The 23823-nt window shown below is 58.1% G+C and carries 21 protein-coding genes; 8 read left to right on the top strand and 13 right to left on the bottom strand.

Translation table 11 applies throughout. The features are described 5' to 3' along the window. Positions 1-10 precede the first annotated feature (10 nt). Positions 11-3376: a protein kinase gene (locus VMJ32_10265; protein HTQ39404.1), complete on the bottom strand. Its 3366-nt coding sequence runs from the start codon at positions 3374-3376 to the stop codon at positions 11-13. A gap of 198 nt (positions 3377-3574) precedes the next feature. After that, the gene (gene rsfS, locus VMJ32_10260) at positions 3575-4036 is read right to left on the bottom strand and encodes a ribosome silencing factor (GenBank protein ID HTQ39403.1); all 462 of its coding nucleotides are present in this window, start codon (positions 4034-4036) and stop codon (positions 3575-3577) included. Positions 4037-4210: 174 nt separating this feature from the next. Between rsfS and bcp the strand changes: the two genes are divergently transcribed. Together bcp and VMJ32_10250 are read left to right on the top strand one after the other, a co-directional pair. Next, the gene (bcp, locus tag VMJ32_10255; protein ID HTQ39402.1) at positions 4211-4687 is read left to right on the top strand and encodes a thioredoxin-dependent thiol peroxidase; all 477 of its coding nucleotides are present in this window, start codon (positions 4211-4213) and stop codon (positions 4685-4687) included. 270 nt (positions 4688-4957) lie between these two features. Then, positions 4958-5827, top strand: a complete 870-nt coding sequence (locus VMJ32_10250) for a hypothetical protein (GenBank protein ID HTQ39401.1) — start codon at positions 4958-4960, stop codon at positions 5825-5827. 14 nt (positions 5828-5841) lie between these two features. Here VMJ32_10250 and VMJ32_10245 read toward each other — a convergent pair whose 3' ends face one another. Both VMJ32_10245 and trxA read right to left on the bottom strand, forming a co-directional pair. Next, entirely contained in the window at positions 5842-7233 is a 1392-nt protein-coding gene (locus tag VMJ32_10245) for a hypothetical protein (protein ID HTQ39400.1), read from the bottom strand. Positions 7234-7567: 334 nt separating this feature from the next. After that, positions 7568-7894, bottom strand: a complete 327-nt coding sequence (trxA, locus tag VMJ32_10240) for a thioredoxin (GenBank protein ID HTQ39399.1) — start codon at positions 7892-7894, stop codon at positions 7568-7570. A 419-nt stretch (positions 7895-8313) separates the two neighbouring features. Between trxA and VMJ32_10235 the strand changes: the two genes are divergently transcribed. After that, a complete protein-coding gene (locus VMJ32_10235) occupies positions 8314-9603 on the top strand; it encodes a glucose-1-phosphate adenylyltransferase (protein ID HTQ39398.1) in 1290 nt (429 codons plus the stop codon). Between the two features lie 88 nt (positions 9604-9691). Here the strand turns inward: VMJ32_10235 and VMJ32_10230 are convergent, their stop codons facing one another. Together VMJ32_10230 and VMJ32_10225 are read right to left on the bottom strand one after the other, a co-directional pair. Beyond that, a complete protein-coding gene (locus tag VMJ32_10230) occupies positions 9692-10105 on the bottom strand; it encodes a hypothetical protein (GenBank protein ID HTQ39397.1) in 414 nt (137 codons plus the stop codon). Positions 10106-10376: 271 nt separating this feature from the next. Then, complete coding sequence (locus VMJ32_10225) at positions 10377-11210, bottom strand: NTP transferase domain-containing protein (GenBank protein HTQ39396.1); 834 nt, start codon at positions 11208-11210, stop codon at positions 10377-10379. A gap of 229 nt (positions 11211-11439) precedes the next feature. On the opposite strand from VMJ32_10225, the gene VMJ32_10220 reads away from it, so the two are divergent. Further along, positions 11440-12609 carry a hypothetical protein gene (locus tag VMJ32_10220; GenBank protein HTQ39395.1) on the top strand — a complete coding sequence of 390 codons (1170 nt, stop codon included), beginning with the start codon at positions 11440-11442 and terminating at the stop codon, positions 12607-12609. Between the two features lie 28 nt (positions 12610-12637). On the opposite strand, the gene VMJ32_10215 is transcribed toward VMJ32_10220, so the two are convergent. The 4 genes from VMJ32_10215 to VMJ32_10200 form a co-directional block, all read right to left on the bottom strand. Then, a complete protein-coding gene (locus VMJ32_10215) occupies positions 12638-13303 on the bottom strand; it encodes an HAD family phosphatase (GenBank protein HTQ39394.1) in 666 nt (221 codons plus the stop codon). A 42-nt stretch (positions 13304-13345) separates the two neighbouring features. Next, positions 13346-14548, bottom strand: coding sequence for a GNAT family N-acetyltransferase (locus VMJ32_10210; protein ID HTQ39393.1), 1203 nt, complete (start codon positions 14546-14548; stop codon positions 13346-13348). Between the two features lie 163 nt (positions 14549-14711). After that, positions 14712-15344, bottom strand: a complete 633-nt coding sequence (locus tag VMJ32_10205) for a CoA pyrophosphatase (GenBank protein ID HTQ39392.1) — start codon at positions 15342-15344, stop codon at positions 14712-14714. Positions 15345-15386: 42 nt separating this feature from the next. Continuing rightward, on the bottom strand, positions 15387-17033 hold the full coding sequence (locus VMJ32_10200; protein HTQ39391.1) for a DUF6798 domain-containing protein: 1647 nt from the start codon (positions 17031-17033) through the stop codon (positions 15387-15389). Between the two features lie 186 nt (positions 17034-17219). Here VMJ32_10200 and VMJ32_10195 point away from each other — a divergent pair, with 186 nt between their 5' ends. Beyond that, positions 17220-17705: a hypothetical protein gene (locus VMJ32_10195; GenBank protein HTQ39390.1), complete on the top strand. Its 486-nt coding sequence runs from the start codon at positions 17220-17222 to the stop codon at positions 17703-17705. 28 nt (positions 17706-17733) lie between these two features. Next, positions 17734-18219, top strand: a complete 486-nt coding sequence (locus VMJ32_10190; GenBank protein ID HTQ39389.1) for a hypothetical protein — start codon at positions 17734-17736, stop codon at positions 18217-18219. A gap of 22 nt (positions 18220-18241) precedes the next feature. On the opposite strand, the gene VMJ32_10185 is transcribed toward VMJ32_10190, so the two are convergent. From VMJ32_10185 to xylB, 3 genes are all read right to left on the bottom strand, one after another. After that, positions 18242-19216 carry an ornithine cyclodeaminase family protein gene (locus tag VMJ32_10185; GenBank protein HTQ39388.1) on the bottom strand — a complete coding sequence of 325 codons (975 nt, stop codon included), beginning with the start codon at positions 19214-19216 and terminating at the stop codon, positions 18242-18244. Between the two features lie 86 nt (positions 19217-19302). Then, positions 19303-19512, bottom strand: coding sequence for a hypothetical protein (locus VMJ32_10180; protein HTQ39387.1), 210 nt, complete (start codon positions 19510-19512; stop codon positions 19303-19305). Between the two features lie 62 nt (positions 19513-19574). After that, positions 19575-21107, bottom strand: coding sequence for a xylulokinase (xylB, locus tag VMJ32_10175; protein ID HTQ39386.1), 1533 nt, complete (start codon positions 21105-21107; stop codon positions 19575-19577). A 172-nt stretch (positions 21108-21279) separates the two neighbouring features. Between xylB and VMJ32_10170 the strand changes: the two genes are divergently transcribed. Beyond that, the gene (locus VMJ32_10170; GenBank protein ID HTQ39385.1) at positions 21280-22782 is read left to right on the top strand and encodes an extracellular solute-binding protein; all 1503 of its coding nucleotides are present in this window, start codon (positions 21280-21282) and stop codon (positions 22780-22782) included. A gap of 53 nt (positions 22783-22835) precedes the next feature. Then, the gene (locus VMJ32_10165) at positions 22836-23441 is read left to right on the top strand and encodes a CPBP family intramembrane glutamic endopeptidase (protein HTQ39384.1); all 606 of its coding nucleotides are present in this window, start codon (positions 22836-22838) and stop codon (positions 23439-23441) included. Positions 23442-23823: the final 382 nt, after the last annotated feature.

The raw sequence follows: 23823 nt of genomic DNA, 5'->3' as shown, positions 1-23823 counted from the left end.
TGATATTTGATTACTGACCGGCCAGTTTTCGAATTTCGGCCGGATTGAGCAAGCGGTTGTACATCCGCAGCTCGTCCACTTCACCTCGGTAAAAGAGCCCGCCGGTTTGTGCGTCTCTCTTGCTAGAACTTCTCCCGATTGTTAGCTCGCCGGCTCCTGTGCTGGCTTTTAATTCCTGGACCGATTTCTCTTCGTTCATTTCGCCATCTACGTACATACAAACTTTTTGATTGCCGCACATGCAGACGATGTGATGCCACCGGCCGTCGTTGATGGGCAATTTCGATTTCGCGTTTCTTAAAGTTCCCGGCACCACGTTAATTTGAAAAACAGCATGGCCGCTGTCATCCAGCTTAATGCAATAGCCGCCGTCGGTGATGCTTTTCTCCAGCACTCGGTCAAAATGCGGCAAGGGCCTGAGCGTATTGACCCACACCGAAATTGCCAATTCCTTGTCAAAGCGGAGCCGCGGATCATCGTCGATCTCGACAAATTGCGTAGTGCCATCCAATTTCAAAGCCGTGTGATTTTGCGGCACGGCGGGGGCGTCGGTGGACCAGCATTTTTCCACATTGTCGCCCTTCAAGTGGCCGTCGAGCTTGTGGCCCGTGCGATCTGCCACCGTGTCGCCCGCGCCGTCTTCGAAATTCCAATACCCGATCAAGCCAACGTCGAGCTGAACCGGGGCAGTTTTATCGTCGTCCGCAGCGCTTGAATTTGGCTGAGGAGATGTGGTAGCCGGTGTCGACAGTGTGGTTTGACTGCTGGCCACCGTGCTGACATCCGTGGAAGGCGTAGCGGCAGGGGAGCCGCTGGCCGCAGATGCAACGACCTTTGGGGATTTGACCTTGGCCACTTCCGCTTGCAGTCGGTCGTTGCCGGGCGCCGTCGGATCGGCATCGATCAGCAGCTTGGCAATGGCAGCAATCTCGTCGGGAGTTTTATCAACTGCCTTCAAGGGCTCGGCGGTGATTTTTAACTCGGCGGCGGCTTCGGACCGAAAGGCTAATTCCTCTTTTTTGTCCAGCTCATAGGCTGCGAGCCAGCGATCCGATGCTTGGAACCAGCGCTGCGCTTCGTCGTCGCGGCCCAACTTTGCCATGGCCATCGCGAGAAAATATCCATCGGAGCTGACGAGATGCAAACCATTGAGTTCGCGCGCGCGACGAAGCACGTCAATCGCTTTCGACCAATTGCCGGTGCGATAATAGACCACACCCAGGGTATTTGCGATATTCCCATCCTGTGGCTCGGCATCGAAAGCCTGCTGGGCGAGTTTTATCGCCAACTGGACGGCCTCTGGCGAGAGTGAAGCCTGAGGCGTAACGACGATGTCCCACGCAATTGAGTTGTGGATATCGGCAAGGCCGTCGATTAAAGATTGATCTTTTCGACTTCGGGCATTTAGTCTTTCTTCACTTTCCGCAGCGAGTTTGAACTGAGCCAAGGCTTCTTCCTTTTTCCCGTGCGCCTCCAGCAAAACGCCAAGCATTGCCTCGGCGCGAGGCAGAGCAAGACCCAATTCCACATCGTCCGGAAAGTCGGCTGCGAGCTTGGCACACAGGTCGACCGTCTGCGTCAAATGCTTAAGTGCCTGCGCCCAGTCTACTGACATTTCCTCATGTTGGGCGATGTTGGGGTCTCTCAAAAAAAAGTAGTCGACAGCAAAGTGCGCGCTAACGAGCCCCCTTCGATATTTCACGTTGTCGGGTGCTTGACTGCAAATCCGCTCCCAGATGGAGATCGCTTGATCGTATGTCTGAAGCGCTTTGTTGCGATTGCCCGAGTCCTCCTCGGCATAAGCCAAGTTCACCACCATGCCGGCGAGATTACTTTCGCGAGAGAGGTTTCCCTCGGACTTTTCGGCGAAGTGGACGTAGAATGCAGCCGTGGCGTCCAAGAGTCGATTGCGCAAACTTTCCAGCCCTGGCTGCTTGAAGCGTGCGTCGTTCGCGACGCGATAAAAAAAGTCGTCGACGGTGTTTACCGCGATTTCCAAGTTATCTTCGGCGAGCGATCGCTGTTTTTCCGCCAGTTCACGCTGGCTTTGCTCGCGCTGGACGGCTTGGGCTAATTCTGCATTGCGATGCGTGGCCAACAGCGCAAAAGACGTGGATACCAAGGCTCCGATGACAAGGAGCAACAAAACTGCGGCGCTCAACGATGCGACCAATGCATTCCGTCGGCACCAACGCCAGGCACGCTCGGTCCTTGTGGTAAGCCGGGTCTGGATTGGTTGGCCGTCCAAATGTCGGCGCAACTCGTCGGCCATTGCGTCGGCACTGGCGAAGCGGTGAACCCGTTCTTTTTCCAACGCTTTAAGCACAATGCAGTCCAGATCGCCACGAACTGACTTCAACAGCTTTTCCGGAGCCGATTGGCGGTTGGCGGCAATCTGCGGCAATTGCTCGCTCGTGGATAAGCGCAAACTGGGGCGTTGGGGCTCTTCGCAGCGGACGATCCGGCGGATATCCTCCCACGACTGTTCGCGAAATTGTCGGTCGGAAATTGGCGTGCTGCTGCTCAATAACTCGTACAAAATGGCGCCCAGGGCATAGATGTCGGTTCGAGTGTCAACATCCAACGCATTCACGCCAAATTGTTCCGGCGCCATATAGGGTGGCGTGCCTACCATGCTGCCCAAGACCGTGAACATGGTGCGGTCGGTCAAAACATGGGAGCCCTGCAGCGCTTTGGCCAGACCGAAGTCGATCACCTTGAGCAATGGTTTATCGCCGTGCTCGGCGACAAGAATATTTGAAGGTTTTAGATCGCGATGAATAATCGCCTTTTGGTGGGCATGTTGCACGGCCTGACAGATTTGAATGAACAATTCCAATCTGGCACGAATGGGAAGACGGCGCTCGTCGCAATATTCCGTTAGCGGAATGCCCTTTACGTATTCCATGACGAAGAACGGTTGTCCGTCGTCCGTGGAGCCGCCATCGAGGGCCTGGGCGATATTTGGATGGTCCATCAACGCCAATGCTTGGCGCTCCGCCTCGAAGCGGGCCAACATATCTTTGCTTGCCAGGCCGGGCTTTACTAACTTAATGGCGACGCGCTTTTTCATTGGCGCACGCTGTTCGGCCATCCAGACGCTGCCCATGCCGCCATCGGCAATGTGCTGGAGCAAGTGGTAACGGTTTGCGATTATTGTTCCCGCCGAGGCAACCACGTATGAGCGGTGTTGCGTGGAATGGAAGCCGTCGGTTTGCTCGGCCGACTCCGGCTGCGGCGGTCGTGGTTCGGTCGACGCCGGTTCTGCAGGGTGCAAATGAAATGCTTTCCCGCACTTGGGGCAAACTACATCCGAGAGCAGCAGCCCGGTGTTATCGCTGAACTCGTACCGGCAATGTGGGCAGCGGAGGTGCATGACCGTGCAGCCGATTACAGACGAGGTTGAAACCGTGGGTTTCTTGAGCCCGCCGGCGCAGCAAGGCTACCACCCTACTGTAAAAGAAAATGCTTGCTTTCAGGGTAGCCTGTTAGGGGGAGGTTTGCAACTAGGCGCTGCCAATGGCATGGCGCATGCACGAGAATAGGTGCGCGATTGGGCACGACGCCAAAGCAGTTAATCGATTTTGGCGATGTGTGGCGGAGTGACGCTTTGCCACTCGATGCGCTTGGCGCCGGTCCAGAGTTGCTCCAGAGCGTAATATTCGCGGGCTTTGTCGTCGAACACGTGAATGACTATGTCGCCGTAATCTTGCAAAATCCACGTGCCGGCGGCGTAGCCTTCCATGCCCATCAGCTTATCGCCGAATTGATCGGCCAGCGTGTGTTCGATTTCGTCGGCAATGGCGTGCAATTGACGCGCACTGGAGCCGGTCACGAGCAAGAAGAAATCGAACACCGCCGTCATTTCACGCAGATCGAGCAAGACAATATTCTGCCCACGATTGTCGTGAGCCACCTGGGCGGCGGCTAACGCCACTTGCAGGTTGCGTTGGGGCCGCGGCTGGGCCGCGGGTTGGCTGGATGCGCTGATCGCCAATGATCCCTCGTGCAAATGCGATGGACGCGGTGGGTTCACCTTTCGTCAAAGACGGCGGACAACACACTCCATTGTACGCACCCCTGGCGGTCATTCCAGTAGAAAATGGCAACGGAACGAGTAAAATCGAGGCCGAAAAATCAGCCGGCGTACGCCGTCGCCGATGGACCCGATAAATCCCGAATATCCATACCCTGCTAACGGAGCATTTCGATGAGCGATTGGTTGGAAGAAGGCAAACCGGCTCCCGACTTCACCCTGCCCGCCGCCGACGGCGCTAAGGTGAAACTTTCCGCCCTAAGGGGGACGCCGGTGGTGCTGTATTTTTATCCCAAAGACGATACGCCCGGCTGCACGAAAGAAGCCTGTGCCTTCCGCGACCGAAGCAAGGAACTGCAAAAGTTGGGAGCAAAAGTGCTGGGGGTCAGCGCCGATAGCGTGGAAAGCCATGCTGAATTCCGAGACAAGTTCGAACTGAATTTTCCGCTGCTGGCCGACGTTGATCATCATGTGGCCGAAAAATACGGCGCCTGGCGTGAAAAAAACATGTACGGCAAAAAGTTCATGGGCATTCAGCGCAGCACATTTTTAATCGATGCCAAGGGGCACGTGGCCAAGGTTTGGAAGGCGGTCCAAGTGGACGGCCACGACGAGCAGGTCATTGAGGCATTGAAAGAATTGGGGAAATAGAGGCACGTCAGGCAGCGGCAGAGAGCTAAATCGAATCGCTCCGCTAGCGCGCCGCGGCCAAGCAAATCGGTCGCTCCGGTGGCTTGCCGGGTTCGCCACCCGAGGCTGTACAGACGCCAAAAAAGCCTGTTTATGCTGAAAAGCTGCGATTTGCTTTGCTTCCCGTGGGTTGCCAGATTATCCTAGAAGTTACGCCAGGATGGCATTCGAAATGGGATATCGGATGCGGTAACGAAGTCCTGAAGTAGTCTTTTCTCTGGGAGTTTTTTCATGCGTGGCGCGTTGCGAAGTGTGGCGGTTGGCGCAGTCGCGGGAACAGGCATTCTAGTTTGCGTGTGGTGGGTACATGCTGCGGATCAAAGCCCGACGGGCGCCGGCAATGGGCCGGCCACGCCCATCGAATTATTCGCCGGCATGCAAACCGGCGATTTGCAGGTGAAGCTTATTCCCAAGAATTCGGAAGAAGCAACGCTGCAAATCCAAAATGCCACCAATCAGCCCGTCAGCGTTAAGCTGCCGGAGGCCTTTGTGGGCGTTCCGGTTTTGGCACAAAACAATAACGGAGGCGGTGGTGGTGGTGGGAATCGGCGGAGCAATAACAATAATCAAAATCAGTCCAACGGCGGCGGATTCGGCGGCGGCGGCGGCGGGGGATTCGGCGGCGGCGGATTTAACCTGGCTCCCGAGGCGACCGGAAAAGTTAAAGTGACCACGGTCTGCTTGGAACACGGCAAGGAAGACCCCAATCCGCACATTCCCTACGAAATTCGCCCGGTCGACAGCTTCACGGACGATGCCCGTGTGAAAGCGTTGCTCATGCTGTTGGGGAGCGGGAGCATCGATCAGCGTGTCGCGCAGGCGGCTGCCTGGCATTTTGCCAACGACATGAGTTGGGCCGATTTGGCGGCGAAGAAATCGCATCACCTGGGAGGCCGGCCCGACGAGCCTTATTTCTCGTCCGCCGAACTGCAAACGGCGATGCAAATAGCCACGCAGGCGGAGCAATTGGCCAAGCATTTGCCTCCGGCCGAAAAAGTCGCCGGCAAAGGGTTTGTTTCGCCGGGCTCGGCAGCCGGCGGCGGCGGCGCGTCGGAAGCGGCCGATGCCGTGGTCGGTTCCGCGCCGAAAACGGCGCAATAATTCCGGCCATCCGTTCAGAAGCCGGCCAGCGGGTCGGACTCTTTACGCCGCAATTCCGTTTGCAAGCGGCGGATTTCGGATTGCAGTTCGTGACGTTGCGAATCCCACCGCTGTTGTTCATCCCGTAGCTGTTCCTCGTTACGCTGTAATTCCGTTTCGCGCGCCGCCAATCCTGCAGCCTGTAATTCGATTTGCCGCTGCTCGTCGACGGCCCACTGTTGCCACGCTCGCTTTTGCTCGGCCAGCCGATCAAACTGCTGGGTTATTTTCACGGCCAGTTCTTTGGCTTCTTTTTGCTGCGCCGCCGCTTCGCCCGACTGCATCCGGTAGTTTTCCGCCAGTTGAGTTCGCAGCCGAGCCAGTGATTGCTCCAGGGATGCCTGCGGCGCTAGGTCCGACATTTGGGCCCACAATTCTTGAGTGGCCAATCGCATTTCCAAAGTTTCGCGGTGAATGCGGAGCAATTCGTCGCGTAATTGATCCATGGCGCTGCCGCGACGCGCCAAGTATTCAGACCGCGCATCCAGCGCCTCGCGCTGCTGTTGTAATTCGATTTCCGCCCGGCGATGCTGATCGATCAGCCTGGTTTGCCGCGCCTCCACACGCGCCATCATTTCGGCCCGCTCCTGTTCGATTTGCCGGCGTCGGTCGTCACATTCCACTTGGGCGCGGGCCAAAGCCGCTTCGTTCGTTTCCAACCGTTGCTCGCGCTGGCTGAGCTTCTGCTCACGTGCTTCGCACTGCTGTTGCCGCTGCGTGAGTTGCAGGGCACATTCGTCGAGTTCTCCTTGTCGGCGCTGTAATTCCAAATCGCGCAGCGCCAATTCGTCTTGCTGCGCGGAAAGCGACTCGGTCTGTTCCCGCTGCATGCGAAACGCCGCTTGTGCCGATGCGTTGTTCGCTTCCGAGTGCTCGTCGAATTGCACAATTTGTGAATTTAATCGCTGCTCCCGCTCATCGATTTGCGATTGCCGTTCCAGCAATTCATTGTTTCGCTCTTGGAACCACAACCGGGCGTTGCGCACGGTCGATTCGTGCTGGGCCAGCCGAGCGTGCAGTTCCGCTTCACGGCGGTCTAAATCTCGCTGCCGGATATCCAGGTGCGCGGCCAACTGCTGCGCTTGCAGCCGAAATTGCTGCATCATTTGTGGAGCGATGCCCTCGCTGCCGTTCCAATTGGTTTCGTCCATCCCTGCCGCTTCGGACTTCGCGCTAGGTCCCACATTTGTAGATTCCGCACTGGAGCCGGTCGCGCGGTGTTCCGCAAACACGGCATCGGCCGCCTGCGGGATCGGCTTCTCGCCGCGCGAAATCGCGTGTGCTGGATCGAAACGGGTTTCACGCACGGCGGCCGTCGGCGATTGCACCGTAGGTTCGGAATCTCTGGAACTGACGATTTCGGGCATGCAACACCGCGAATGGAAATTGGAACGACAAAGCCGGGGCGAAGCGGAAATCCGGCGATGAATCACAGCGTGGGCGCTTTGGCGCCCACGCACGAAAAGGTCGGCGTAAACGGCAAGGTTTCGCCATCCTCTTTCATCGGCAAACGGCTAGCACCGAGTTGATGCAGATTTACCACGCTAGCACTATGCCCAGCCGCTGGCAGAGGAATACCCAGTGATTGCTATTTGAGATAGCAGCGGGCGAATCGTAATTGTTTTCATCAGCAGGCCTGCCAGCAGCGGCCGCGCTGGGCCCGCGCGTGGAATTCAATTGAATCGCACCAAGGCGCGAGGCTCAGGCCTTCGCTGCGTCAATGGCTTGTTGCAAGCGGCTTTTAGGCTGTACGCCCACAAACCGATCGACCACTTGGCCACCTTTGAAAATCATCAGCGTGGGGATGCTGTTCACGCTGTAATTCATGGCGACATCGGGATTGTCGTCGATGTTGACTTTGCCAATTTTGAACGTACCTTGGTTTTCCTTGGCCAGTTCTTCCACCACAGGGGCGATCATTCGGCACGGGCCGCACCAGGGGGCCCAGAAATCAACCAGCACGGGGACGGACGATTGAAGCACATCGCCGTTGAATGTGGAGTCGCTGAATTCCGTAACATTTGCCATGGTTATTTTCCCTCGATGGATGTCTGCAGGCGGGAATTACCGGCCCTGCGGAACATTGAAATGGTCGATGATTTCGCTACTCGGCGGAATTATAGAATTGCTACCCAGCGTGTCAATCGTGGGCGGGCTCTGGACGAGGGAAGGGTCGATTCTCGACGCCTTTCATCTGGAAACCGAGCCGCCGGACACCTGAAAAACCGGTGGATCAATACACCTGCGGATGCCGCTTCCGTAGGTTAGCCCAAAGATCCTCTGGCGGAGGGGTTGGCCGGCCGACCTTAACAACTCATGCGAATCGTCGCGGCGGGCACAGTAGAATCGCGCAAAATGGGTTATTATATTTCGGTAGCGTGACGGATTCGGTGGAGGGACCACCAGGCAAACATCGTCACTAGCAACCTCTAGGGTGGGGATAAATCATGTTGAATGTTCTGGCGCTGGTTCTGGGCGGCGGACGAGGCACGCGGCTGTATCCGCTGACAAAGTATCGTTCCAAGCCGGCGGTGCCGTTGGCGGGTAAATATCGGCTGATCGACATTCCGCTTTCGAATTGCATCAACAGCGGCCTGAACCGGATGTACGTGCTCACGCAGTTCAATTCGGTCAGCCTACACAGGCACATCCGCCGCACGTACGTGTTCGACAGCTTCAGCGGCGGGTTTGTGGAAATTCTTGCCGCCCAGCAAACGAATGAAAGCTCCAATTGGTATCAAGGCACGGCCGACGCAGTGCGGCAAAACATTCGCTCCATCGACGAATCGAACGCCGATTACGTGCTGATTTTGTCGGGCGACCAGTTATACCGCATGAACTACGCCGAAATGTTGGCCACGCATCAACGATCCGGCGCCGATGTGACCATCGCCACCATGCCCGTTACGCGCGGAGCCGCCCATGCCTTTGGCATTTTGCGGGCGGACGATACCGGGCGCGTCACCGGCTTTCTGGAAAAGCCCAAAACCCGCGAGGAAGCCGACATGGTGCGCACCGAACCGGCGTGGATTGACTCGCGCGGCGTCCTCAGCCGCGGACGCGATTTGCTGGCCAGCATGGGCATTTACCTATTCAACCGTACGACGCTAATGGACGTGCTCACGAAAACCGATTACCACGATTTCGGCAAGGAAGTTTTTCCAGCCTCCATGCGCACCCGCAAAGTATTCATGCACTTGTTCGACGGGTACTGGGAAGATATTGGGACCATCAAGTCGTTTTATCAGTGCAATCTAGATTTGGCGCAGCCCAACCCACCGTTCGCACTGGCTTCGGCCACGGCCCCCATTTATTCGCGCCCGCGATTTTTACCGCCGTCGCAATTCCACGGCGCCACGCTCAAAAACACGCTGATTGCCGATGGCTGCGTGATCGAACCCGGCGCAACCATCGAAAACAGCGTCATCGGCTTGCGAACCCGTATTGGGCGCGACGTGCAAATTCGCGATAGCGTGCTGTTGGGTTACGATTACTACGAAGGCGAGCCGCATAGCGTTTCATCCACGGCCGAAGCCAGCGTGCCGCTGGGCATTGGCGATGGCGCGATCATCCAGCGCGCCATTGTCGACAAAAACTGCCGTATTGGCCGGGGCGTTCGAATTTCGAACGACCGCAATTTGGAATCGAGCCCAGAGGCCAACGAGTGCATGATTGTCGATGGCATTCTCGTGGTGCAGCGTGCCGCAACGCTGGCAGACGGCTGGCGGAGAGAATGACTGCGAATGCTTGCGGCCCGCGAGCAGGCTGAGGAACGCCGTGGCTCGGTCGAGAGGCGGTATAGCTGTTTATTCGCACCGCGCAAGATTATCGGTACGACATCGTCGTCGATTGTCGCCAGGCTGCCGGATTGTAGCCGGTGGGATTGTTCGCCGGCGTGGGCATGCCCTGCGGAGCATTTTTCGGCATAGCACCATTGGATGGCATGGTTGCCGGGCTGTTCATGCCCGGAGAATTTTCGTAGTACTGCCCGTTCATTGGCATACCGTTCATGGGCGCTGCGTTCATCGGGGCCGCATTCGTGGGAACGCCTTCCATAGGCGACCCGCCGCCGCAACCGCATCCGCAGCCACCGCCGCCGCCATAGCAACCGCCGCGACCGTTGGGCTCCACACAGCCGCTTTCCACCACCGGCCCGCAATAATCGTACGGACTGGCACACATGCGGCAGCCCATGTTGGCGGCGAACACAATGACGGACAATGCTAGCAAGCGGCGCATGGTCAACCTTCCTTCGCGGATTTTCCTGGGCGGTTGAACAGGGAAGAAATTCCGGTCAATCGCGGAAATTGCGGGATAAGCATTCGAATTTGGCGCGGGAAAAGACGGTCCGCGCTAGAGGTTCATCGTCGAGGCAGAATGAGAAAAATTAGCGATTCTGCCGCCTATAGCGGAGCTAGCGGCCGTGACGAAATGCCAGCACGGCATCGTGGGCGGAAATAGGTGAACCGCGACGGCAGCAAGGAAAGCAAGACGAGATGGCGTTAAAAAATCAGGCAGCGCTAACCGTGCGATTTAACGCCGCCATGCGCTCGCGCAGCGCCGGCTGATGATCAAGCAATCCGGCTATGCGTTGATAATCGAGCTGTTCCGGCCCCAGCGCCTCGAAAATGGCTTGCGCGTGCTCCCAATCTTCCTCGCTGCGGATGGTCAGCCGCAGGTCGTCGCGATCTAATTCTTGCGGCACCGGAATCAGACGCAGCTGAAAGCGCTCCGGTCGTGCAAAAAGAAAGCTGGCCACATGCTCACGCTCCTGTGGATCACGGGCCTGGGCATTCGCTTGCCGCAACGATTGCGCGCAAATCCATTCGCCCATCATTCCCAACGGCGAAAACACGGTGGGCCGCCCGTTGCGCGAGCAAAAGCTAATGTAATTCGACTCCGGATGATTGACCGCCGTGGTGACCAACCGATCGATCAGCTCCGGATCGACAAACGGCTGCTCGGCCGCAACCACGACCGCCGCTTCCGCCGGATATGCATCGAGCGCCCCGTTCAATCGGGCCAGCGCATCGGCCCCGTCGCTGACGAGCAGCGGCACATCGCTCGGCGCCGAATCGAGCAGTTCCTGCGTTTGGACGGTGCGTGGGCAAAGCACCAGCACGCGGTCCAATCGCAAGCATTCGGTCATCCGTCGAACGGTCCATTCCAGCAGCGACTTTCCGCCCAAGCGGCGGCACGCGGTCAAACGCGGCATGCCGGGATTGGGGCGAACTTCCACGACCCCCAGTGTGTTGACCATCCTGGCAAAAGCTCCATGTGCGTGGTGGGTGATCGAGAGATCGACGCCGCCCGCCTGATCGACCTGATCGAAAAGAGAATCCAACTCGCGGTGTCATACAACTTTGCGGAAAAAACGTCAAGCCAAATCTGACAGGCCGCTAGCACGGGCGACAATTCGCATTGGTGGCTGACAGACCGGCCGATAGAATTCGCCACCCTTTTTCCCGTGCCGGGCAATTCAAAGGGGCAGAATCTATCCCCGGCCGGGCAAACTTGTCAGCACCCATCGCCAAAAAAACTCAGAAACACCATCGCCGGCAAGGAGGCCGAGTATGGATCAACCGCTGAACCATAAACTGTTGATTGTCGGCATCGAGACGCTGGCCGGCAGCAATCTGGCGCTGCAATTAGCCGATCGATGCGAAGTGGTGGGGCTGACGCGTCATCGGGGCTTTGCGCTGGATGGATGTCGCACGCTGGTCGAACGTCGCTTCAGCGTGCGCATGAATTCTGCCTCCGGCGATGAAGTGTGCCTTGCCATCCTCGATGAGCGACCACGATGGGTTGTGTATTGCGGGCCAACGTCGTGTTCCAGTTGGGATGGGGTGTATGGTTATGGCGCAAATCACAACATCACCGAGGCTGGCGTGAGCGTTCCGGCCAATGCCGTTGCCAACGATGCGGCGGCAAACGACGCCGCAACATTCGATGCAAACGAGGAAGCGAAACGCTTGGCCGCGATTGGGCAGGCCGTCAAAAAATGCGGCGCTAAGCTGGCCCTGGTTTCGACCGATGCGGTTTGCGCCGGGCCGCAAGTTTTCCATCGCGAAGATATGTCCGTGGTTCATGCCGCCGCCGATGTCAGAAATAATCCGGCCCCCCATGCCGCGTGGCTTATCGAGCGGCAGATCGATCAGCGGGAGGCGCTGGTGGTGCGCACTCATTTGTACGGCTGGAGCGCGATGGGAGAAAGTTACGCCGAAAGGTTGTGGACGGCGCTGGAGGATGGAGTTCCCTTCTCCGTCGGACACTCCGCCGGTACGGTCGGCTTGCGCAGTGCTTTCTACACACCGGCCATTTCCGGTCGCCGGTATGCCTCGCCGATTTTGGCCACCGATTTTGCCGAATTACTGTGGGCCGCACTTCAACGTGGATTATCGGGGATATTCCATGCCGCGGGCGCGGAACGGGCCAGCCAGTGGCAATTTGTCGCGGCGCTGGCGGCAGCCAGCGGCATGTGGATGAACGGGTCGAAGTCGTATTCCCGGGATGGTATTCCTCACGCCGCCAAAACCCGGGCCCAAAGAATTTCAGAAATGTCCTCATCCGCTTGCGGCCAGGAAACTTCGCTCGATAGCCGCAAGTTGCAGCGCGCTGTGGGTCTGCCTTTACCCCGCTTGTTCGACGGGCTGGAACGGTTTACGCAGCAGGCCGGCAACGGTTATCGCGACCAGTTGCGGGCGGCTTTTTTTGCGCCGTTGCCAGAACCTGTCGCTGCGTAAAATTGCAGCCTAGTTAACCCGCAGCAGACTACGGCAACTGCAGGGCCGCGTAAATGCGCGGATCGGCCAGCGATTGGGCGACCAAAGCGGCGCCGCTGAAATCGTGGCTGGCGCTGGGTCCGTTGGGCACGGCCACGGCGTATGCCCCGGCAGCCACGGCCGCACGGCAACCGTTCTGGCTGTCTTCAAAGACCATCATTTCGGCGGGCGAAACGCCAAATTGCCGCGCGGCAGTGAGATAAATTTCCGGATGGGGCTTGCCGTGGGTGACATTTTCGCAGGTCAACAGGAAGGCGAAGCGGGGCTCCAATTGGAATCGCCCCAAAATGTTGGACGCGAACTTTCGCCCGCTGCTGGTGGCAATGGCCTTGGGAATGCCGGCGGATTCCAGAGCCGCTAACAAGTCGGCCGCGCCGGGCATGTATGCCAGTCGCTCCTCGAGGATTTCCGCAAACACCAGTTCGGTTTCTGCCGCCAGCACTTCCACCGTCGTATCCAGCGCGTGCCAATCGATCATCAACTGCAGGGCCACGAGCTGTGGCCGGCCCATGATTTGGTGCAGCAATTCCGGCGGAAAATCTTTTCCGCGGCGGCCCAGCAGTTCGGCGCCGACAAAATTGTAAAGCTCTTCGGTGTTGAACAGGAGGCCATCCAAATCAAACGCGACGGCTTTAAAACGGGGAGAAGCTGCCATAAGCGAGATTGGTTGCAGTCGGAAAACAGCGGCCACAACATGCTACGCCTTGCCCGTGACCGCCGGCAAGGGCCGGTCGACGGGGGCGGGGCGCGATTCAATTTCCACAATGCCCAACGGCGGCGCAGCTCGCTTGCCGCGCAGCATTTTGCGGACGGGCTGTACGACGTGACGATACGACGCCAGCAGCGCTTTTCCCACGGGATGGCCCGTTCCAATCAACAAGCGGCTAATGGGATAGGTGTTTGTCGCCCAACGAGCAGTGGCATCGCACAGCGGGCCAAGAAAATCGACCGCCAAGCGATCGGCCCGCGAAAACGCATCTTGCAGTAGCAAATAGCGCAACAACTGGCCGGGGGAAAACTGTGCGTAATTGTGATCGAAACCGACCTTGGGCGTATAGTACACGCCCTGCGACGCCCAACCGTACTCGAAGGCAATGGCCTGGCCCTGGTGGCGCAAAAATGCCAATTCCAAATTTCCTGCGTGGGCCAACTGCGTGGCCTGCCTGAGGTAAAACTTCCGCATGTCGGGGTTGGAAAGGACCGAGCTTCCCGAGCGACCCTTCCAACTACTGTGCTCCACCTGAAAGCCTTCGTTCAACAGCGCTTCCACTTCTTGTGCGGACTGCGGCCGGCGCAAGTCCAATGTAACGCCGCCGGCTTCGTCGGCACGTCGCCAAGCTTTGCGTAAGTGCCGGCGATGATTTCCGCTCCAGGCCGCCTCGTAAGCATCCCAATTGCGATTCAATTGTTCGGCAATTTCGACTGTGCCGATTCGAAAGCGCTCTGCCTGGACGTGGTCTAAGCCCGCCGCATCCAGCGCCGCCAAGAAGTGTTGCCAGCGCCGCGATTCGAGTGGAGCCGCATCGATGCGTAACAGGGGCCAGGGCAAGCGAGCGATTTCGGCAGCCAACACGGCCAGCGCGGTGGACACATCGCTGGTTAAATCCAACAATAAATCGCCGGCCCAGCACCAAGTGTTGCACGGCAACGAACCCACCGCCACCAGCCGCGCCGGGCGACGCTGCACTAACGGCAACGCAGCCACCAATTGGCCATCGTGTTGCACGGCCAGCGCCGTGAAGTTCGCTTGCGGCGAAAATTGTTCCAGCCACTGGGCAATGAGCTCCGCGCTGCCGTTGGGCAAGACGCCTTCGCTGCGCTGCCATAGATGATCCCACTGGTCGGCGCCGGCGCGCAATGAGGCAACCGAAGTAAAACGGACCAAGCGGGGCGCGGCCATGCAAGCTCCTGCGAAAGGGGCAAAATCTATACAAACATGGCATAACAGGCCGAAAAGTCCACAAGGTCTGAGGGTCGAAAAGAAGCAACTTTCAGCCACCCAGGGCCTAAAGCGTCGGATGGTCGGACTAGCCGGCTCATCCTAACTTCGAGGCTCACGGAGATCAGGCGGCGGTTTCCGATAGGACCGCGACCAGTTCGGCCAGGATCATGCTGGTGGCGCCCCAGATGAGGTGTTGGCGCCAGGCAAAGTGCGGAGCCTCAAACTGCAAACTGCCGCGCTGTTGAATGCGCCGGCCTCGGCTGGCCGGGTTCAATAAATCGGCCAACGGCATTTGCAAAACTTCCTGCACCTCGGCCGGGTTGGGCCGCAGTTGCAGGCTGCTGCGCACGGCAGCCACCCACGGCGCAATTAAAAAGTTCGTGCCGAATAAATACAGCGGCGACAATTGCCCCAGCAGCAAAACCCCGTCGCGGGAAATTCCCAGTTCTTCCTCCAATTCACGCAGCGCGGCCTTTTCGCTGGTTTCGTCCGGATCAATCGTTCCGCCGGGCAAACTGATTTGGCCGGCATGGTGCGCCAGCGACACGGGCCGCAGCATAAGCGGCAAATGCCACTCGTCATTCTGCTGATATAACACGGCCGCGACGGCGGCCGGTTGCGCATCGGGCCGAGGCGGGCCCTTGTACCGACCAAAGCTTAACTCCGGCTCCATCGTTCGCTGTGCCAGCCATCCCGGCAACGGTTGATGCAATCGGCTCGACAAGCGCTGGGGAAGATCGGCGGTCAGTGACATGAAAATTGCGCTCCACTACAGCTTGTCATGAACAAAAGTCGTTCAGTGTGAGAATGCGCTTTGGGGATACACGGCATAAGTACCATTTTGATAAACTGGCGTGAAATTCGACGGTAAAGAATTCCGCGAAGTTCCTGGATTTCGCTCGATGATCACGTAGTCTGCGCCATACTTTTTGGCTAGCTGCCACAAGGAATTTCCATCTAGCTCTGCCAGCGAGCTTCGCCAGCGCAACTCAGGGTCGGTGCTGCCCGTGGCGTACAAGTCGTTGATGCGCTGCCACCACTCGACGATGCTAGGAGCGTCTTGCGGCATATCCTTCCAGGTGGCTACTTCGCTGCGGCCGGTATACCACTTGAAGGTATTGGCATACATGGGCGTGATGAATACAGCGTTTTGCGGCGTGTGATCGTCGGCGGAAATCCAACGACAAACGTCGCGCCAATCATCGTACGCCATCAACTTGTCCGATCTGCTCGTGACCGGCCCCCAAGCTTCCGGCAGCCACGGGAGATGCCGCGCTTGGTTCCACAAATCATAGGCCGACAATACGAACAATCCGGCAAACAGCCAACGGGCAGCGGTTTTTCGAACCGTCGGCAGCGCGCAAACAAATTGCAATCCGACGAGCGTGACGCCGATGGGAACTAAAATATCGGCCATGCGAGACCAATAAAATCGCAAGATCGAGGCGGCGAAGGTGGGCGCGAAATCGTCCGACGCCGCGGTTGCCGAACCGATTGACGCGATCCACGCCAGCACGAAGCCGACGGCGGCCAAACCCATCGCGGAAAACACGTAAGCCCGCAGCCGCAGCAGCGGCGGAGCCGCGGCAGTCACGCTGCACAGCAAAAAAAATAAGGCCCACAACACCAAGTGCCGGGGAACGTAACCGATCTGAAACGCCAGTGGATACAAATGGTGCGGCAACCGCTCGAAGACCTGAATTCTGTTTGCCGCGGTCATGGTTTGCCAATCGGTCCCCTGGTTCAATCGGCAGGCAAACCACAGGCCCGGCAGCGCCAACAGCGCACAGCCGACCAGGCCCGGCAACATTTCCAAAATGGAAGGCCTGGCGCGCGGCGACGCCAGCCAAACCATTCCCAAGCACACGGCCGCCCAGCCGCCGACAATCACGTGCAGCGATGCCGCCGCTCCGACGAGCAGCCAGGCCAAATTCCAGCGCTCGATCACCATGGCCTGCAGCGCCCACAGCACCAGCGCCCAAGCGAACCCCTTGGCCTCCACGCCACCTATTATCCATTCGCCGGCCATGTGCCCTTGCTCGGTCAGCAAGACAAACAATTCCGCGGAAAGAACCGCCACCCACGGCTTGGGCAACAGCCGATAACTTAGGCCGCGCCAGGCGACGGCCAGCAATAACCAGGTGACGATGCGCCCCACCCACGCCACCGTATCCAGCGACCAACCCAACGTGGTCAACCAACCGAAGGCCCAATAATAAACCACGTGGGCGTCGCCTGTGTTGCAAAAAAAGTCGTGAGCGAAGGCATTATGGTTCCAAAAATGCGCGGCCTTGGTAAGGTAGCCGTTTTCGTTGACATCAGGTGTCGGCCAGGCTCCGTGCAAAAAGAAAACGCCAAACACCAGCACAATTTCCAACAATGTGCGCCACCCGGCCGACGCTGCGGTTGCCGAATGGTCGTTGGTTGAATCTGGTTGCAGCATTTGAGATCTGGCTTTCCGGCAGCTTCTTCAATTTCCGCCTAACTGACATTCTGCCTTGCAGCGCTTAGTCTTGCCAGCCACCGCCGGTAAATCCTATATTCGCAGCTTGAGTGCTCCAGGAAAATTGCACCGTTTCGGACTACGAGGTGCTTGTTTCGCCGCTGTGCTACAGGGTGGTTCAAAATAATGTCAGACGAATGTCGAACTGAAGCCGAATTCTTAGAGCGCGAAGCGCGGTTGGCCCGTGAAGCGCTCCAACGTTTACGGGGCGAAATGTTCGATTCGCTGAAGCGCACGGCCGACGCTGCAGCCTGGACCAGAGAGTATCCGTGGCAATCGTTGGGGACGGCGGCAATCGCCGGACTGGGAACCGGCTGGGCGCTGGGGAGCACATTTCGGCGCAATCGGTCGGCCGACTCTTCCGAGTCAGCAGGGCAAACCGAGGCAGTTGCCGAATCGGCCGAAGCCCCGTCCGCGGCCTCTCGGCTCGTCGGCGGGTTGGGCACGCTGACCGGCGCGTTGGCCTCCGCTGCATTTACCGCGGCCGCTGAGGCGATTAAAGACATTGTGACCGAAAGTGTCCACAACGCCATCCATCCGGAACCTGATGTGAATGCTCCGCCGGATGATGACACCAATTCGCCCGACGACGCCACGACTTCGGAACCTTGACGGCTTATAATTCAAGAAAATTGCACACATGCCAGTGCCTGAATTTTCCGATGCTTTACCGTTGCGGCATGCTCTGGCCACGCTGGCCTATCGGGCTGCCAAAGTTTTGCGTGATGTATCCCCAGGTTTTGGAAGCTTTCGCGCGGGCCCAACCACACGCACGGCGGTTCAAATTCTGGCTCACATGGGCGATCTTTTAGATTGCGCCTTAACCGCCGTGAACGGGAAAACGCACTGGCATGAATCACAGCCCAAAACGTGGGACGAAGAAGTCGCTCGATTTTTTGCAGCCATGCAGGCTTTCGATGATCGGCTGGCCCAGGGTTCTTTGGCCTGTTCACCCGAGAAGATTTTTCAGGGGCCGATTGCCGATGGACTAACGCACGTCGGCCAATTGGCAACGCTGCGCCGGCTGGCAGGTTCGGGTATTCGTGGCGAGAATTATTTCGTGGCCGAAATCGCCGCGGGAAAAGTGGGGAGCAACCAGCCCGCGCCAATTCGTGAATTCGATTGACAAAGTAACGGAGTGGCGGCCATCAGGCCTGCGGCGTTAGGCCTGAAAGCATCCAGCGGCCGTAACCTTTGGCCCGCGCTTCGGCCAGCAGGCGGCCGCCCACGGCCACATCTTCAATGGCCAGACCGACCGATTTGAACAGCGTCACGCTTTGCCGATTGTTGCGTCCCACGGCCCGGCCGGCAACCACGTTGCACAGATCAACGGCCCGGGTCCAATCGAACGCACCTTTTTCCAGCGCTTCTTGAAAGTCCCCCGCTTCGTGTTTGCACGCTTCGACGTTGTCGCACACGATGTTGTCGGCCCGGCGGATGGTATGGGCGTCGATTTCCGCCTTGTGCAGCCAATTCGATCCCACGGCGCAGACCAGCGCGCCCTCGGACAAATCGTTCCCGTCGAACACCGGCACGGCACTGGTCGTGGCCGTGACGACAATCGGCAAATCTTGCACAGCTTCTTGCGGACGATCAACGGCCAAAACCTCGATGCCCAACTGCGCCGCCATGTCGGCCGCAAACCTTTCCCGAGCCGCCTCGTTCCGGCTGTACACATAGCAGCGTTTGATCGGCCGGGCCAGACATACTGCTTCCAACTGGGTGCGGGCTTGTTTGCCGACGCCGAAGAGGCCCACTTCGGCGGCTTCCATGTCGGCCATCCACTCGACGGCCACGGCAGTGGCGGCGGCGGTGCGCATTTGTCCCAGGCGATCAGCCTCGATCAGCGCTTCTAGCTCGCCGGTTTCGGCATCGCACAACCCGACGAGAAATTGCGCGCCGGTTTTGGTGGTCGTGTAATTTTTCCAACCGACTAGGCCCAAATACTCGGCGGCGGCGCACATCGAGTGCAGCACCACACCCGGCGCTTTGGCCCGCACCCGCGGGACGTTCGACGCTTTGCCATCGGCCCATTGGCGGAACATTTCCTCCACCACTTCGATGGCCGTCCGCATGTCGAGCAGTTGAGCGACGTCTTCTTCAGCCAGATAAAGAATCGACATGGTAGTATGCCATCAAAAAAATGACCAATGACCACGTCCCAATGACCAATGAATTACGAAATCATACTGACGAATGGAACAATGTATTAATTGTCTTTTCGTAGTTGTTGTCCATCTGCGCGAATTTTACGTGTTGCAAACCATATCAATGGAAATTGCAATACGGCAAAGGTTGCGACGATTACCCCGCCGAAAATGGCAAGTGTGATTCCAGCATAGAAAATCATCATCAGCCAAAAAGACGCAAAGAAACACAGCACAAACACAACCATTGTGGTAATGATTTTGCGTTGCATAAGCAACTCTCAGCGTCGACCAATGTCACCTACTACCACTCACTTCCTCACCACTCACCTACTCACTTCCCCAATCCCGCGATCCGCTGGAAATCGTCCTTCAGCGCTGGGTACAAACTCTGATACACCCTAAACGCCCTGTCATAATACGCCGCCGACGTGCGGTTGACAGCGGTACGTTTGACCACGCGGATGGTGGCTTCACAGGCTTCTACGACATCTTTATAAGCCCGCGCGCCCACGGCCGCCAGCAGGGCTACGCCGTAAGCGGCGCCTTCTTCGGCGTTGATGGTGCAAACTTCCTGGGCGAACACGTCGGCTTGCATTTGTCGCCAGAAGGGACTGCGCGAACCTCCGCCGGACGCCCGAATTTGATTCACCGGCACTCCCAGCTTGCGGATAATCGCCAAAGCGTCACGCAGCGAATAGGTAACGCCTTCCATTACCGCCCGCACCATGTGACCCCGACCGTGGGCCAGCGTCAGGCCGATAAAACAGCCCCGGGCGTTAGGATCGGCATGCGGCGTGCGTTCGCCGGAAAGATACGGCAGGAAAAATAATCCTTCGCTTCCGGCGGACACTTGGGCGGCCTCGGCGGTAAGAATTTCGTACGGATCGACCTTGCGTTTTTTCGCCAGCAAAATTTCGGTCTCGCACAGCTTGTTGCGAAACCACTGCAAGCTGCCGCCGGCCGAAAGCGTCACGCCCATCAAATGCCACTTGCCGTGTACCGCATGGCAGAACGTGTGCAACCGACCGAGTGGATCGACCTGCACTTCGTCGCTGTGAACAAACATGACGCCGCTGGTGCCGATGGATGTGGACAGCACGCCGCGGCTCACAATTCCGTTCCCCACCGCGCCGGCCGCACAATCGCCGGCCCCGCCCACAACGACGCACTCCATCGACAAACCCAACTCCGCGGCCGCGGCCTTCGTTAACTTGCCAGTGACTTCTTCCGCTTCGTAACATTTCGCCAGCAGACTAATGTCCAAATCGAGTTTCGCTAGCAGCGGCTTCGACCACGCCCGTTTGGCCACGTCCAACAGCAGCATACCGCTAGCGTCGCTCACGTCAGTGGCGAACTCGCCGGTCAAGCGGCGGCGAATTTCATCCTTCGGCAGCAGCACCTTCGCCAAGCGGTCAAAATTCTTGGGCTCGTGATTCCGCAGCCATAAAATTTTCGGCGCAGTGAAACCGGTGAGCGCCGGGTTAGCGACCATTTTGATCAAATTTTTTCGCCCGCCGGCGCGCCGCTCGATTTCCTCACACTCCGCGCCGGTTCGCTGATCGTTCCACAACAGTGCCCGGCGAATGACGCGGTTCTGCTTGTCCAGGAACACCGAGCCGTGCATCTGCCCCGACAATCCTATCGCTTTCACGTCGGCCGGCTTCAGCTTCGCTCTTGTTCCCACGCTCCGCACGGTTGCGACGACAGCTTTCCACCAATCGTCGGGGTTTTGCTCGCTCCACAGCGGCTGCGGCGTGTACAACGGATAGCCGGCCGTGGCCGAAGCCAGGATTTTTCCCCGCTCGTTCACGGCGATGGTTTTCGTGCCGGAGGTGCCGACATCGATCCCCAGATAAACGCTCATGTATGATCCCGCCTTCGTATATAATGATGCGAATTCGAGCCGGATTGTAACGCCTGGCTTGGTCGGCTGGCAAGGAATCAGGCGTACGACCGCCGCTGGCTTCCGCGAACAATTGATCATTTACTTTATGTGGAATTTACGATGCATAGGCCATTGTGCGAGAGAGATTGTGTTGCTATACCTGCTTGAAAAACGAAGTCGATCGGCATGGCTGACGCCCGCTGCGGCGGCCATGCTAATGGCGGCTATCGGCGGCTGCGGTAACAATGGGGCGCTGCCAGCTAAAACTTCTGCCGAAGGTTTCTCCGCCAAGATCCTGGCGAATTTGAATTTGGCAATTATCGACGATCCAGATCTGGCCGCGTCTATCAGCACGCTGTTGGGCGAGTGGAAAGCGCAAACCGGGTCGGAGCTGACCGTTCAAATGCTGACCGCCAAAAATATCGCTGCCACGGAAAAGCTCGACGCCGACGCCGTCATTTATCCCTCCGCGCTGTTAGGCACGCTGGCCGAACAACATCTCATTCGCCCCTTAAACGGCGCGTGGCTCAAGGACGATCCCTTGGAAACAGCCGATTTGCTCCAGCCGCCCAATTCGCTGGAATTCACTTGGGATGGCCAGCCATTTGCCGTGCCACTGGGTTCGCCCCAGTTCGTGTTGCTTTATCGACCGAATCTTTTCCAGCGGTTTGGAAAACAGCCGCCCCGCACTTGGGAAGAGTACCAGCAATTGGCTGGCTTCTTCAATAATCTGCAATCACTGCGTAAACAGGCAAACCCACAGGAGGAAGATGCTGCCCCGTTGGTTTTCGTCGAACCGTGGTCGGGCGCCGTGGAACCATTGGCGCCAGGCTGGGCCGCGCGAATGCTGCTGGCTCGGGCGGCCGCTTACGCCAAACATCGCGATTACTTTTCGGTGCTGTTCGATCGCGAAACGATGGAACCGCTGATCGCCGGTCCCCCCTTTGTGCGCGCCCTTACCCAATTGGTTGTGGCCGCGAAATCGGAACCGAAAGATGCCACTTCGCTCACCCCGGCCAACGCCGCACGCTTGCTCCTCACCGGACACGCAGCAATGGCCATTACGTGGCCCAGCGCGGCCGTGCAAATTGCCGGCGAAGCTGTTCCGGTGGCATTTGCCAACTTGCCCGGCGCAACCGAGGCTTACAACCCCCGGCACGCCGCGTATGAACCGCGCCGCCCTGATGAGGCGGTAAGTGTTCCCTTACGCGGCATCAGTGGCCGGGTGGGTTCCGTCGTCCGCGGCACGAATTCTCCCGAAGCGGCCTTCCAGTTGCTAACATGGCTGACCAGCAAGCGCTGGAGCAGCCAAGTGTTGCCGCCCAGTTCAGCCACCGCGTTGTTCCGTGATTCGCAACTTGACGATCCTCAGTTGTGGTCGGGCCAGGCGCTATCTACCGCAGAGGCCCGACAATATGGCGATGTGTTGGCGACAGCTCTGCATCAGACGGATGTTGTGTGGATGCCTCGCATTCCCGGCGAAGCGGAATATGTGGCCGCGCTGGACGAAGCTGTGAAAGCCGCCATCGATGGTAAAAAATCACCCCAACAAGCATTGGATGAGTCGGCGGCCCAATGGAAGCAAATTACCGCTAAGCTCGGCGTCGATCAGCAGTTGGAAGCGTATCGCCGAAGCCTCAAAACCGCGCCATAAAGCCGCGACCGTTGGTCGCGCTGGAATCATAAACCGCCCGTAAGCTATCAGTGATGACCGACGAAGAGTTTATACGCAACGATCAATCGCCGAACATTGTCCGCTTGGCGCTGTTCTTCGAAGGCGGCTTGGCTATGGTGGCCTGTGCTGCCGGCTTGCTGATGAAAACCCCTCCGTGGCAGCACTTTTTTTGGCAACCCCTCGACATCGCCCGCGGTTTGGCGGCCACGCTGCCCTTAGTTGTCGGATTACTGCTGCTGCGGCGCGCTCACCGTGGCGCATTGGGAAAACTAAACGCCGTGGTCGACGAAACGCTGGTCGCGATGTTCACGCAGTGCAGCGTGGCGCAGTTGGCGATGGTCTCGCTGGTGGCGGGCATCGGTGAAGAGTTGCTGTTCCGCGGCGTGTTGCAACCGGTTTTCATTGGCTGGTGGGGGACCGCTGTCGGTCTGAGTGCCGCCAGCGCCATATTTGGCTTGCTGCACGCGCTGACCGCCGCCTACGCCGTGCTGGCCACCGTCGTCGGCGCCTATCTCGGCTGGCTGGCTCTGGCCACGGGCAATTTGCTGGTTCCCATCACCACGCACGCAATGTACGACTTTGTGGCGCTGGTGTATCTCATTCGCACGCCACCCGCAACGTGCCGCAGAATCTCATAACCACAGATGAAAGCAGATGAATCAGATAAACACAGATAAAAAGGACGAACCGAGCCTAACGACCAAAGCTATTTTGCGCCCGAACCTTTCCCTGCAATAATCAATCCTTGTTCCTCATGCTTTCCAAGATCTTCCAGCTTGCCTCTGTCTGATCCGCGTCCCTCCGCGTTCATCCGTGGTTCCAAATTTTTAATTCACGAAGTTACGAATGTCCCTGTTGATATCTTGCTCTTCTTCATCCGTGTTCATCCGGCTTTGTTGAAACCCTATTGATTCCAATGGGAAAACAGTTTACATCAATGCGTCATGGAAACCACACGTGCGATGACGCGGTCGCCGGTGGCGTTGGCCAGGAAGGCCGTCGAAATTGCGCAACGTGCTT

The organism is Pirellulales bacterium (assembly GCA_035499655.1).
Lineage (GTDB): Bacteria > Planctomycetota > Planctomycetia > Pirellulales > JADZDJ01 > DATJYL01.
The sequence above is the reverse complement of the archived record's forward strand: the minus strand, read 5'-3'. Positions and strand labels throughout refer to the sequence as shown.

Excerpts from the sequence above, each read along its gene's own strand:
- VMJ32_10265 (HTQ39404.1), bottom strand. The coding sequence starts at position 3,376 with ATGCACCTCCGCTGCCCACATTGCCGGTACGAGTTCAGCGATAACACC.
- bcp (HTQ39402.1), top strand. The coding sequence starts at position 4,211 with ATGAGCGATTGGTTGGAAGAAGGCAAACCGGCTCCCGACTTCACCCTG.
- VMJ32_10250 (HTQ39401.1), top strand. The coding sequence starts at position 4,958 with ATGCGTGGCGCGTTGCGAAGTGTGGCGGTTGGCGCAGTCGCGGGAACA.
- VMJ32_10245 (HTQ39400.1), bottom strand. The coding sequence starts at position 7,233 with ATGCCCGAAATCGTCAGTTCCAGAGATTCCGAACCTACGGTGCAATCG.
- trxA (HTQ39399.1), bottom strand. The coding sequence starts at position 7,894 with ATGGCAAATGTTACGGAATTCAGCGACTCCACATTCAACGGCGATGTG.
- VMJ32_10235 (HTQ39398.1), top strand. The coding sequence starts at position 8,314 with ATGTTGAATGTTCTGGCGCTGGTTCTGGGCGGCGGACGAGGCACGCGG.
- VMJ32_10230 (HTQ39397.1), bottom strand. The coding sequence starts at position 10,105 with ATGCGCCGCTTGCTAGCATTGTCCGTCATTGTGTTCGCCGCCAACATG.
- VMJ32_10220 (HTQ39395.1), top strand. The coding sequence starts at position 11,440 with ATGGATCAACCGCTGAACCATAAACTGTTGATTGTCGGCATCGAGACG.
- VMJ32_10215 (HTQ39394.1), bottom strand. The coding sequence starts at position 13,303 with ATGGCAGCTTCTCCCCGTTTTAAAGCCGTCGCGTTTGATTTGGATGGC.
- VMJ32_10210 (HTQ39393.1), bottom strand. The coding sequence starts at position 14,548 with ATGGCCGCGCCCCGCTTGGTCCGTTTTACTTCGGTTGCCTCATTGCGC.
- VMJ32_10205 (HTQ39392.1), bottom strand. The coding sequence starts at position 15,344 with ATGTCACTGACCGCCGATCTTCCCCAGCGCTTGTCGAGCCGATTGCAT.
- VMJ32_10200 (HTQ39391.1), bottom strand. The coding sequence starts at position 17,033 with ATGCTGCAACCAGATTCAACCAACGACCATTCGGCAACCGCAGCGTCG.
- VMJ32_10195 (HTQ39390.1), top strand. The coding sequence starts at position 17,220 with ATGTCAGACGAATGTCGAACTGAAGCCGAATTCTTAGAGCGCGAAGCG.
- VMJ32_10190 (HTQ39389.1), top strand. The coding sequence starts at position 17,734 with ATGCCAGTGCCTGAATTTTCCGATGCTTTACCGTTGCGGCATGCTCTG.
- VMJ32_10185 (HTQ39388.1), bottom strand. The coding sequence starts at position 19,216 with ATGTCGATTCTTTATCTGGCTGAAGAAGACGTCGCTCAACTGCTCGAC.
- VMJ32_10180 (HTQ39387.1), bottom strand. The coding sequence starts at position 19,512 with ATGCAACGCAAAATCATTACCACAATGGTTGTGTTTGTGCTGTGTTTC.
- xylB (HTQ39386.1), bottom strand. The coding sequence starts at position 21,107 with ATGAGCGTTTATCTGGGGATCGATGTCGGCACCTCCGGCACGAAAACC.
- VMJ32_10165 (HTQ39384.1), top strand. The coding sequence starts at position 22,836 with ATGACCGACGAAGAGTTTATACGCAACGATCAATCGCCGAACATTGTC.